The sequence below is a fragment of the Fulvivirga aurantia genome (assembly GCF_009711475.1).
Taxonomy (GTDB): domain Bacteria; phylum Bacteroidota; class Bacteroidia; order Cytophagales; family Cyclobacteriaceae; genus Fulvivirga; species Fulvivirga aurantia.
The window spans coordinates 1-11,849 of the sequence record NZ_SMMD01000857.1; the positions used below are offsets into that span (position 1 = coordinate 1).

At 41.6% G+C, this 11,849-nt stretch carries 8 protein-coding genes; 2 read left to right on the forward strand and 6 right to left on the reverse strand.

The features are described 5' to 3' along the window. Positions 1-2,891 (reverse strand): aminomethyl-transferring glycine dehydrogenase (gene gcvP, locus E1176_RS13100; protein WP_155211085.1); only part of this gene is annotated, 2,891 nt, incomplete at its 3' end. Positions 2,892-3,100: 209 nt separating this feature from the next. On the opposite strand from gcvP, the gene E1176_RS13105 reads away from it, so the two are divergent. Further along, a complete protein-coding gene (locus E1176_RS13105; RefSeq protein WP_155211086.1) occupies positions 3,101-4,627 on the forward strand; it encodes a M28 family peptidase in 1,527 nt (508 codons plus the stop codon). Positions 4,628-4,702: 75 nt separating this feature from the next. Here E1176_RS13105 and lipA read toward each other — a convergent pair whose 3' ends face one another. Together lipA and E1176_RS13115 are read right to left on the reverse strand one after the other, a co-directional pair. Next, the gene (gene lipA / locus E1176_RS13110) at positions 4,703-5,590 is read right to left on the reverse strand and encodes a lipoyl synthase (protein ID WP_155211087.1); all 888 of its coding nucleotides are present in this window, start codon (positions 5,588-5,590) and stop codon (positions 4,703-4,705) included. A gap of 69 nt (positions 5,591-5,659) precedes the next feature. Further along, entirely contained in the window at positions 5,660-6,367 is a 708-nt protein-coding gene (locus tag E1176_RS13115) for a hypothetical protein (RefSeq protein ID WP_155211088.1), read from the reverse strand. A 128-nt stretch (positions 6,368-6,495) separates the two neighbouring features. Between E1176_RS13115 and E1176_RS13120 the strand changes: the two genes are divergently transcribed. Continuing rightward, positions 6,496-6,900: an OsmC family protein gene (locus E1176_RS13120; protein WP_155211089.1), complete on the forward strand. Its 405-nt coding sequence runs from the start codon at positions 6,496-6,498 to the stop codon at positions 6,898-6,900. On the opposite strand, the gene ytxJ is transcribed toward E1176_RS13120, so the two are convergent. The 3 genes from ytxJ to E1176_RS13135 all read right to left on the reverse strand — a co-directional run bounded on the left by ytxJ (position 6,890) and on the right by E1176_RS13135 (position 11,814). After that, positions 6,890-7,231: a bacillithiol system redox-active protein YtxJ gene (gene ytxJ, locus E1176_RS13125; RefSeq protein ID WP_155211090.1), complete on the reverse strand. Its 342-nt coding sequence runs from the start codon at positions 7,229-7,231 to the stop codon at positions 6,890-6,892. The genes E1176_RS13120 and ytxJ overlap by 11 nt on opposite strands. A 10-nt stretch (positions 7,232-7,241) precedes the next feature. Then, positions 7,242-9,752 (reverse strand): hypothetical protein, encoded by a 2,511-nt coding sequence (locus E1176_RS13130; protein WP_155211091.1) that lies wholly within the window; start codon positions 9,750-9,752, stop codon positions 7,242-7,244. Positions 9,753-9,840: 88 nt separating this feature from the next. Further along, on the reverse strand, positions 9,841-11,814 hold the full coding sequence (locus tag E1176_RS13135; protein WP_155211092.1) for an alpha-ketoacid dehydrogenase subunit alpha/beta: 1,974 nt from the start codon (positions 11,812-11,814) through the stop codon (positions 9,841-9,843). Positions 11,815-11,849 lie beyond the last annotated feature (35 nt).

Consider the following 11,849-nt stretch of genomic DNA (forward strand, 5'->3'; position numbering starts at 1 on the left):
GCTTCTATAGCTTCATCTTCATACTCATCGAGGGGCAGACAGCTACAAATTAAGTTTCTGTCACCGTAGGCATTGTCTACCCGACCTACTGTTGGCCAAAATTTATTACCTTTTACATAAGGCAAAGGATAAACTGCTTTCTCACGTGAGTAAGGCTTGTCCCAATCACTGCTCAGTGCCAATGAGGCTGTGTGTGGGGCATTTTTCAGTACATTGTTTTCTCTATCAGCTATACCGTCTTCTACTTCTGCAATTTCTTTTCTAATAGAAATCATCGCATCACAGAATCTGTCTAGCTCTTCCTTAGTTTCACTCTCTGTAGGCTCAATCATCATTGTGCCAGCCACAGGGAAAGATACTGTAGGTGCATGGAAGCCGTAGTCCATGAGTCTTTTTGCAATATCTTCAACTTCAATACCGGCTTTTTTAAACTCACGGCAGTCTATAATCATTTCATGAGCCGCACGACCATTTTTACCTGTGTAAAGCACATCGTAGTGACCAGTTAAAAGCTCTTTGATGTAGTTGGCATTTAATATAGCCAGTTGCGTAGCTTTCTTTAAACCATTCTTGCCCATCATGGCGATGTAAGCATATGAAATGGCTAAAATGCTGGCACTACCGTAAGGTGCAGCAGAGATTGACGAAATCGCTTTTTCACCACCTGTAGCTGAAATTGGGTTGCTCGGTAAGAATGGAGCAAGTTGTTTAGCTACACCGATTGGTCCCATACCTGGGCCACCGCCACCGTGAGGAATGCAGAAGGTTTTATGAAGATTAAGGTGACAAACGTCAGCACCAATATTTGCCGGGCTTGTTAAACCAACCTGAGCATTCATGTTTGCACCATCCATATAAACTTGTCCGCCATACTGATGGATAACATCACAAATCTCAACAATGCTCTCTTCAAACACCCCGTGTGTAGATGGGTAGGTTACCATAAGTGCCGCAAGATTGTCCTTATTACTCTCGGCTTTGGCTTTTAAGTCTTCAAGATCAATATTTCCCTGATCGTCACACTTTACAATAACCACTTTCATGCCTGCCATGACTGCACTTGCAGGGTTTGTGCCGTGGGCAGAAGATGGAATAAGTGTAATATTTCTATTCGACTCACCGCGACTTTCGTGATAGGCACGAATAACCATAAGACCGGCATATTCGCCCTGTGCGCCACTATTTGGCTGTAATGAAACTGCATCGAAGCCAGTAATGGCACATAGCCAGTTTTCAAGATCAGTAAACAGTTCCTTATAACCCTCCATCTGATCTTGTGGTGCAAAAGGATGAATCTTACCTAACTCAGGCCAGGTAACAGGAATCATCTCAGTAGTTGCATTGAGCTTCATAGTACATGAGCCAAGTGAGATCATTGAGTGTACTAAAGAAAGATCCTTATTTTCCAAACGCTTGATGTATCTCAACATTTCATGCTCACTGTGGTGCATGTTAAATGTAGGGTGAGTCATAAACTCTTCAGTTCTTACGATCTCCTTATCCCATTTTACATCAATATGATCAGCAGCTTTTTCTAAATCTATAGAAAGCTTTGATTTACTCACCTCTTCAAAAACAGAAAGTATATCGGCTACATCATGAAGTCTAGTACTCTCATCAAGTGATATACCGATATGGTTAGCGTCAAAAATTCTGAAGTTTATTTCTTTGGCTTCTGCCGCTTTTTTTACTTCTTCTGCATTTTCAACTTTTACCTTAAGTGTGTCAAAAAATTGCTTGTTGAGCTGACTGATGCCAAGGTCTTCGAGCCCCTGGTTGAGCAATTGAGCTAACCCGTGTATTCTACCAGCAATTCTTCTTAAACCATCAGGGCCATGATATACAGCATACATGCCGGCCATTACAGCCAATAAAACCTGAGCTGTACAAATATTGGAAGTGGCTTTTTCTCTTCTGATGTGCTGCTCTCTGGTTTGTAGGGCCATACGATACCCATTGTTGCCCTGGCTATCAAGTGAAGCTCCTATAATTCTGCCTGGTATTTGTCTTTTAAAGTCTTCTTTTGTAGCAAAGAAAGCAGCATGAGGGCCGCCATTTCCCATAGGCACACCAAATCGCTGACTGGAGCCAACGACTACATCGGCACCCATTGCTCCTGGAGACTTGAGCATTACAAGCGCCATTAGATCAGCAGCGACAGATACAAATACATTGTTGTCTTTTGCCGCAGCTATCAGTGCATCATATGATTCGATGCTACCATCATTATTTGGGTACTGAATAAGCAGCCCGTATAGTTCCGGATCAGTTAAGTCAAGATTACTCAAATCATCGATTACTAAGTCGATGCCAATTGGTAGTGCTCTAGTTTTAAGCACATCAATAGTTTGAGGGAAAGTGTTTTTATCTACAAAAAACTTCGATGCGTTTTTCTTTTCTTTCTTTCTGGCACCAGCCAGCATACTCATAGCTTCAGCCGCAGCAGTACCTTCATCCAACAACGAGGCGTTTGCGATCTCCATTCCTGTAAGATCAATAACCATTGTCTGGAAATTAACTAAAGCCTCTAACCTTCCTTGAGCGATCTCTGCCTGGTAAGGAGTGTAAGCTGTATACCAACCTGGATTTTCTAGAATGTTTCTTAAAATGACAGGTGGAGTTATGCAGTTGTAATAACCAGTTCCGATATAACTTTTAAAGATCTTGTTTTTACCTGCAAGCTTCTTAAAGTCGTTGATAAATTGATATTCACTTTTGGCTAAAGGAAGATCAAAATCTTTTTTTAACTGGATGCTTTTTGGGATGGTTTCATCGATTAGCTCTTCTAACGAACTAGCCTTGATGGTCTCGAGCATTTCTTTAATTTGTGCTTCGTCTGGTCCATTGTGACGTACATCAAATCGCTCAGAATCCTTTACATTTAATTTCATTTCAGGGAAATGGTTAATGAATAAATATCGTCCTCAAATTGGACTACAAATGTATAATTAATTTGGCACAAAAAATGTTCAGTTTGGGAATTATAGCCATCAATTCTTTTCTTAAAAAGGTGACTACACCGCTTGTCACAATTGGCTTAAACGATCTGCTTATTAAAGCAGATTTAGGTATTTTTGAATGATTATAAACTAAATAAACTATGAAGAAATTTTTGATATGCATTGTGGGTGCATTTCTTGCCGTTTCAACATACGCGCAAAGTGATGACCCTTCGGTAAAATTTGCCGAAACTATTACACAAGATGACATGTACGAAAACCTGTCTATTCTTGCCTCTGATGCTTTAGAAGGAAGAGAGACTGGAGAGAGAGGTCAAAAAATGGCAGCAGCCTTTATCGCGAGTCAATTTCAGGAGATGGGTTTGCAGGGGCCAGTAGCCAATGGCGGAAACTCTGGATTTTATCAGGGCGTGACGCTTTATACAGTTAAGCCTGGGGATATTTATGCCAAATCAAAAGATCAGCAGTATGCTAATTTTGAAGGTGTCGTGTATTACGGAAAGTCAGCAACTGATGGTGAAAAAACTAAAGACATCGTTTTTGTAGGAGCTGGTACTGAAGAAGATTTTAAAAATGTAGATGTTAAAGGAAAGGCTGTTTTAGCGATTGTTGCTAATACACGTGCCTGGAGAGGCCCAGCGGAGCTAGCAGAGAAAAATGGTGCAGAAGTACTATTTGCTGTCAACACAGCATCTGATGAAGAATTTGACGGATTAAACAATCAGTTAAAGCATTATTTAAGCGGAGGTAGCCTGTCAGTTCAAAAGCCGGCACAGGAAGGTGGAGCCTCTTTTGACGGGGTGTTTTTTGTAAAACCTTCATTGGCAGGAGATATCTTCAAAACGAAGATAGAAAAGCTTAGAGCTTCAATTGAAGATGGGAAAGTAAGCAAGGCTACCAAGCCAGCTAAAATTTCTTATAACATTAGCACAAAGGTTGAAGAAATGCAGACTGAAAATGTGCTTGGCTACCTTGAAGGAAGCGACTTAAAAGATGAGCTTGTTGTACTTACAGCTCACTACGACCACGTGGGAGTTGATGGTGAAGAAGTTTACAACGGAGCTGATGATGATGGGTCAGGTACTTCGGCAGTGATAGAAATCGCAGAAGCATTTGTAGAAGCTAAGAAGGCTGGCAAAGGACCGAGAAGAAGTATGTTATTTATGCTTGTTACTGGAGAAGAAAAAGGGCTTTTGGGTTCAGAGTATTATGCAGAGAATCCTGTATTTCCTTTAGAGAATACGATTGTAGATCTTAATATCGACATGATTGGTAGAGTTGATGAAAAACATGAGGCCAATCCAAATTATGTATATCTGGTAGGTGCGGATAGACTTTCGAGTGAGTTACATGAGATAAGTGAGAAAGTAAATGAAACGTATACTCAGTTTGATCTGGACTATACTTATAACGATGAAAACCATCCTGACAGAATTTATTACAGATCTGACCACTGGAACTTTGCGAAGAACAACGTACCGATCATTTTCTATTTTAATGGCGTACACGCAGATTATCACAAACCAACAGACACGATTGATAAGATCAACTTCGAGCTGTTGACTAAGCGTGCGCAACTTGTGTTTCATACGGCTTGGGTATTGTCAAACAGAGATCAGCGACCTGTTGTAGATAAATTGCAAGATCAAAAGGTTGGTAGTAACTAACCTTAAAAAATATAGATCATAAAAAAAGGAGCTTTGTAAAAAGCTCCTTTTTTGATTTCTATAGATTATCCTCAGCTATATCGGCACATTTACATGTCTTTCTGCGTGGTAAGAAGATCTAACCAAAGGACCAGACTCCACATATTTCAAGCCTCTTTTAAGGCCCTCTTCTCTGTATGCATCAAACTGATCGGGGTGCACAAACTCTGCTACTTCTAAGTGCATCTTAGTCGGCTGCAGGTACTGACCCAGAGTAAGAATATCAAGGCCATTAGCTACTAAGTCATCCATAGCTCTATGTACCTGATCAGGTGTTTCGCCAACACCAAGCATAATGCCTGATTTAGTTCTTTTGCCAGCTTCTTTTGTAAGCTTGATTTGCTCAAGGCTTCGGTGATATTTTGCCTGAGGTCTCACTCTTCGGTAAAGCTCCTCCACTGTTTCTACATTGTGCGACACCACTTCCTGACCAGGTTCGATCATGCGATACAAAGCATCCCAATTTCCTTTTACATCAGGAATAAGTGTTTCAATGGTTGTTTCAGGGCTTAGTTTTTTGGTTTCGGCTACTGTATGATACCAAATCTCTGCCCCTCTATCTTTTAGCTCATCACGGTTTACAGAAGTGATAACAGCATGTTTTACTCCCATCAACTTGATGGCTTCAGCTACACGCTTCGGCTCTTCCTCGTCATACTCCGGTGGTCGACCAGTGGCTACTGCGCAGAATGTACAACTTCTTGTACACACATTGCCTAAAATCATGAAAGTAGCCGTACCCGCTCCCCAGCACTCACCCATATTTGGGCAGTTGCCGCTTTCGCAGATAGTGTGAAGTTTATATTCGTCAACAAGCTTTCTAACTTTTGCGTATTCTTTTCCTACCGGCAGTTTTACCCTTAGCCAGTCAGGCTTGCGCCTTTTTTTATTTTCCGCTTCAGAAACAACAGGTAATTCTATCATTGAGAATTGATTTTTTTTATTCCAACAAAATTAGGTATTAAAGGATTCACGAAGGCAACGAAAAAGCGATTATCTTCTTGAGCCGTAGAACATGGTTACAAATGCGGTTGGGAAAACTCCCTTGTTTTCAGCTGTCGGGATCAGTTCAATTTCGGAGGTGTAGGCATCAATTAAAAAACCTGCCTCAACGCCTGTTACATTACTTTTTGATGTGCCCAACTCAAAGCTTAAAGAAACCTTTGCATTGCCGCCCAGCTTAAATTGAGACTCATGCAGGCCTTGAAACAAGTACCCTGTACCAATTATGCAATTAGCAGAAGTAGAACAGTTTATGGTATGCTTATTAGGGTTATACTGCTCTCTGAAAGTATTTGGTCCACCGTCTCTTAAATATTCTATATAATAAGGAGCTTGTAAACCAATAGAAGGGCCGACTGCAGCATTAAGTTTGATTTCTACACCTTGCTGTGGAGCTTTTCTAAATAAAATTAACTCACGGCCGTATTGCAGTCTTATGGCATAGAGATAATTAGTTTTTCCGAATATAAAAGTGTTACCGGAGAGTGTACTTCTCCTTTGTGTTTCAAGCGGGTGTTTTACATTCATCAATTCCAGTCCAACGCTTTCATAGAGTCTATCATTAATTTGCTTAGACTTTCGTAGCACAAAACCACCAATAAGTCCCCCTGCGGTATTCTTATTTATACCCCATACGAATTCTGAGGAGTAGCTATCGGATGCTAATTCCTGACCGTTGGAGTGATTGACAATCAACATTGCCAAAAGAAGTGTTATTAATTTAAAATGATTTGCCACAGAGGATAAACACTAATAAAAGTTATCTAATTTAGCCATTATAAGCAGTAACGCAAATATTCTTATTTAAGTTTAAATTCTAGATGGTTATGCATTCAATGGAATCTGAATATCTTGGTGAGCTTCGTTCAACGAATCAACACCTTAAATCCGGGCAAAAAGTAATCACCGATGCGCCAACAGATAACAATGGCAAAGGGGAGGCTTTTTCTCCCACAGATTTGGTGTGCAGTGCTCTAAGTGCTTGCATGATGACCATTATGGGTATAGTTGCCCGTAGAGAAAATGTTGATCTCACAGGTATGACCTCGAAGATCACCAAAGAAATGTCTGCTAACCCTAGAAAGATTGCCAAAATCACTGTGGAGTTTGAAAAGAATGGCCTTGAGGCTTCGGACAAACAAAAAGAGATGCTCAAAAACGCAGCCCTTACTTGTCCCGTTGCGCTGAGCCTTGACCCAGCCATTGAGCAAAAAGTAAGCTTTAGTTTTTAGCGAACTCCTGAAGCTCTTCGTAGCTTATGCCCATGTGAGAGTTGTCGTACACGGCAGCGCCATCTTTAATCACTATTACTTGTGGTGAGGCATGTTCTACACCAAAATCTGAAGCGATTTGGTCAGAGATATTTCTATAAGAAATAAGGTCCAGGTAATAAGGCTTTAGCCCTTCCATCTCACTCTCATCCCAAGATCGCTCAAGTCTATTGAGTGCCATGCTACTGATCGAACACCTTGTACTATGTTTAAAAATAAGTACAGGTTGAGATTTAGATTCTTCTTTTATTTTATCGAGTAGATCGTTACTCTGTAATTGATTCCAATTCATATTTGTCGTATTAATCATTCCAAAGCCCCTGCTCGCCCTTGTCATATCGTGGTTTGCGTTCTTTCTCCTTTAGCATCTGAGGCTGATTTTCGCTTTTCTTGAAAAGCTTTGACCATAACAGCTTTAAACTAAATTTAGTTTTGTCTACCAGGTTATCCTGAGGCCTGTCAAACTTATAGCTTGGGTGTTTGTCGGCTAGCTGTCCTTTACGCATTTTCAAGTTGCCTTGATAATTGCTGGCTGCAATGGCAGCCTTAGAAGGGCCAATACCGCGCATGGAACCCTTGACAGCATTTGGTCGGTTTTTATATGCAAATCGATTAATCTTAAGCGTACCCTGATATTTGCTGGCAGCTATCATAGGTTTTTTAGGTCCGATTCCCGGAAGGGCCTCATCAGCAGAGTTCGGGTTCTTTTTATACTTACTGGTAAGCTTGATTCTTCCCTGGTAGTCCATGGCCTTTGTAGTAGCTTTTGTTGGCATCTTTCCTGGCAATGCTTCATCTGCTGAGTTAGGGTTTTGTTTAAACTTACCTGTTACCTTAAATCTACCCTGAAAATCTGAGGCTTTGGCAGTAGCTTTTGACGGAGCTTTGGTTTTGAGTCCTTCATCAGGAGAGTTAGGGTTCATTTTATGTTTACCGGTTCGTTTAAAGCTTCCGGTATACTTCATTTCGTCTAAAGGGCCGGTTTTATATTTCCACTGTTTTATGTTGCCGGTGTGCCTGGCAGTTTTACGATCCTGATCTGTAATATCAGTATTTCTTCTCTGTTTGAGGTTGCCCTGAAAACCTGCTATTTTCTGATCCTGATCTTTAAAACCACGGCCTTGAATCGGTTTGCCATCATTGTTACATTGGTTTCTTGCAATACTTCCACCGCCTTTCAATGGCCGGCCTCCTTTGATGTTACCCTGGAATCGGGCTATTCTTTGATCCTGATCTTTAAAGCCACGGCCTTGTATAGGCTTGCCATCATTGTTTCTAAGCTTTGCGCTGATGCTTCCTCCTCCCTTGAGCGGTTTACCGCCTTTTAGGTTACCCTGAAATCTGGCTATTCTTTGGTCCTGGTCTTTAAACCCTCTACCCTGAATGGGCCTTCCGTCATTGTTTCTAAGTTTCGCACTTATGCTACCACCCCCTTTAAGCGGTTTTCCGCCTTTAATATTTCCTTGAAAACGTGCTACCCGTTGGTCTTGCTCTTTAAAACCACGGCCCTGAATTGGATTGCCATTATTATTTCTCAGTTTTTCGCTGATACTACCGCCACCTTTTAATGGTTTGCGACCTTTTAAATTGCCTTGAAATTTTGCGACCCGCTGATCCTGATCTCTATAACCACGACCTTGAATAGGATTTCCGTTATTATTTCTCAATTTTTCGCTGATACTTCCACCGCCTTTAAGTGGCTTTTGCGCCTTCATATTTCCTTGAAAACGAATGGCACGTTCAGAACCAGCAGCAGGTGCTTTTTGAGGTAAAGCACGACTGGTTCGCTCAATTTTTCTTCCTGCTGTTTTGTAACCACCGCCTGGAAGTTTGCCTCTAAATGCCTTATCACCTTTTCTTTTTCGGCTATAGTATGGTCTGAAATGTGGATCGTTAAATTTAGGTTGTCCGCTGGTACGGATTCTCAATTTTGTTCCCGAAATGTCATTTTTCCAGGCTTTCTCCTTTGCAGAAGTAGCTGATTTATAACCTCCCGTAATTTTTCCTTTGTAGGCTCTGTCACCTCTGCGCCCTTTACCCTGAAAGGAGTAGTTTACCTCAGGCGCTGCCTGTATAGTAGGGCGATCAAGTGTGCGTTTAGTCTGAAATTTTCGACCAGTAATATCTCCTTTATAGGCGCTCTCCCATTTTGAGCGCTCTCTTATGGCATACGGTTTGGCTCGCTTGCGTACTGTGTATGCACCAGAAGATGACCTCGGAACGATTCTGTTTCTTTTTCGTGAACCATCTGATCTGCCAGAGATTGAGCGCACACCTTTGAATCCCTGTCCTGTAAAGCGGGCACCATCACGCTCACCACTTATACCACCACCAGATAATGGTGAGCGGCCTGCTTTTATTTTTTGCTTTTCTGATCTAAAGTCTTTGGTGGCAATACGGCTCCCTGTAAGGTTTCCTTTCCAGGCGCGTTCTGTTGGTTTTTGTGAAAATCGTACAGTTCTTTTAAAGGCTTTGGCTCGGCTGGCTTCGGTTTGTTTTCTTCGGCCAGCGTAGGGGTTAGGTTGTGGGTGTGCCGCTCTTGATCTTTTGGTCAAAGATATTCTTGAACGCACCTTTCTGCCTGTGATGTCACCTTTATAGGCTTTGTCGCCCTGTCTGTTTCTAATTTTAAATTGAGTAAACTTTCTTTTACCCTTGCGAGATTTGTCACCTCGTCTTTTTAGTCTACGGTTGGCTTTATTTTTACGCTCCTGAATTTTTTCGTAGCGGCTTTTTTCCTGTGCTACGACCTCGTTATCAGGAATTACACTCACACATATAAATATGATGAACCCAAAAAGAACTTTGAGCAAAAGGTTTCGACAATATTTGGAATTGCTAAAAATCAAAACGTATCAGTAGCCACTTCAAGGTGGAATTTACTATAACGTACTAATTTAGTTAAAATTCCAGCAATTCTTTAATTTTTCGTTTGAGCCTGCCTTTGGGCAGAAAGTTCTCTTCTAAAGGAGGAGAAAAGGGAACGGCTGTATCTAGACTTCCTTCTCGCATTACAGGTGCATCAAGAGCCGTAAAACAATGCTCACTGATCCAGGCAGCGATTTCACCGCCTATACCACCGGTCAAGCAGTCTTCGTGGAGAACGAGCACACGATTTGTCTTTTCTACGCTCTGCTTTACAGCATCTTTATCCCAAGGCAATAAAGACCTAAGGTCTAAAATGTCTGCATTTAATTCCATCTCACTGACGATTTCTTTGGCCCAATGCACACCCATGCCGTAGGTAATGATTGATAGATCTTCACCCTCTTGTACTAAGTTGGCTTTTCCGATTTCTATGGTGTAATAGTCGTCAGGTATATCTTCTGTGAGTGAGCGATATAATACCTTGTGTTCAAAATAAATGACAGGGTTAGGGTCTTCGATGGCTGCTGCTAGTAACCCTTTGGCTTCGTAAGGCGTAGATGGGTAAACAATCTTAAGACCTGGCGTGTGAAAAAACCACGCTTCGTTTGATTGACTATGAAAAGGACCGGCAGCAACGCCAGCACCTGTTGGCATTCTCACCACAACATCAGCATTTTGCTGCCATCTGTAGTGTGACTTGGCCAGGTTATTCACGATCTGGTTAAAACCACAGGTTACAAAATCAGCGAACTGCATTTCGATTACCGACTTTTGCTTTTTAATCGACAGACCTAATCCTATACCGATTATAGCAGATTCGCATAGAGGAGTGTTTCTTATACGGCCCTCACCAAACTTATCGAGAAAACCCTCTGTGATTTTAAATACACCACCGTAATCTGCAATATCCTGGCCCATTACGATAAGCTCAGGGTATTTCTCGAGGCTTTGTTTAAGGCCATCCGAGATGGCATCAACATACCTTTTGGGAGACTTACTGCCCTTTTCGTCAACAATTACCTGCTCATGTGGAGCGTACATATCGCTCAACTCCAGAGTTTCATTAGCTTCTGGCAAAGATTCAGCATAAGCAGCTTCAAGCCCTTCGTTTATTTCTTTTTGTATACTGGCTCTAAGCTTTTCAATAAAGCTTTTGTCTATAACTTTTTCTTTGAGTAAGTACGACTCGTAGTTTTCTAAAGGGTCTTTCTTTGCCCAGCTCTCCATCAGCTCCTGAGGTACATATTTTGTGCCTGAGGCTTCTTCGTGACCACGCATACGGAACGTCATAGCCTCTACTAAAATTGGTCTCGGCTTCTTTCTAATACTTTTTGCCAGCTTGTCTATGGTAGCGTAAACCTCAAGCACATTGTTGCCGTCAATCTGTACCGCCTCAATGCCATAACCCGGGCCTTTATCTATAAAATTTTTAAACTTAAATTGCTGATTACTCGGAGTGCTTAGGCCATAGCCGTTGTTTTCCACGACAAAAATTACAGGCAGGTCCCAAACCGCAGCCACATTTAGGGCTTCATGAAAATCCCCTTCGCTGGCTCCACCATCACCGGTAAAAACGAGGGTGGCCTTAGATTCTTCCTGGAGCTTATTCGCCAGCGCTATACCATCTGCTACTGCCAGCTGTGGGCCCAGGTGAGAAATCATACCCACGATGTGATGCTCGTTGGTGCCAAAATGAAATGAACGATCTCTACCTTTAGAGAAACCACTTGTTTTGCCTTGAAATTGGGCAAATAACTTGGCGTAAGAAACATCTCTTGATGTAAAAACCCCTAAATTTCTATGCATAGGCAGTATGTACTCATCTGCATCGAGCGCTTGGGTGGCTCCAACAGATATAGCTTCCTGACCAATGCCGGAAAACCATTTACTTATTCTGCCCTGCCGTAAAAGAATAAGCATTTTTTCTTCAATCATTCTTGGCCTTAGCAAGCCTTCGTACAGATTTTTGAGAATTTTATCGCTATATTTCTTTCTTTCAAATTGCATAGAAAAGTGATTTTAGTGGGCAAAATTAAAGTATT

Excerpts from the sequence above, each read along its gene's own strand:
- E1176_RS13105 (WP_155211086.1), top strand. The coding sequence starts at position 3,101 with ATGAAGAAATTTTTGATATGCATTGTGGGTGCATTTCTTGCCGTTTCA.
- lipA (WP_155211087.1), bottom strand. The coding sequence starts at position 5,590 with ATGATAGAATTACCTGTTGTTTCTGAAGCGGAAAATAAAAAAAGGCGC.
- E1176_RS13115 (WP_155211088.1), bottom strand. The coding sequence starts at position 6,367 with ATGTTGATTGTCAATCACTCCAACGGTCAGGAATTAGCATCCGATAGC.
- E1176_RS13120 (WP_155211089.1), top strand. The coding sequence starts at position 6,496 with ATGCATTCAATGGAATCTGAATATCTTGGTGAGCTTCGTTCAACGAAT.
- ytxJ (WP_155211090.1), bottom strand. The coding sequence starts at position 7,231 with ATGAATTGGAATCAATTACAGAGTAACGATCTACTCGATAAAATAAAA.
- E1176_RS13135 (WP_155211092.1), bottom strand. The coding sequence starts at position 11,814 with ATGCAATTTGAAAGAAAGAAATATAGCGATAAAATTCTCAAAAATCTG.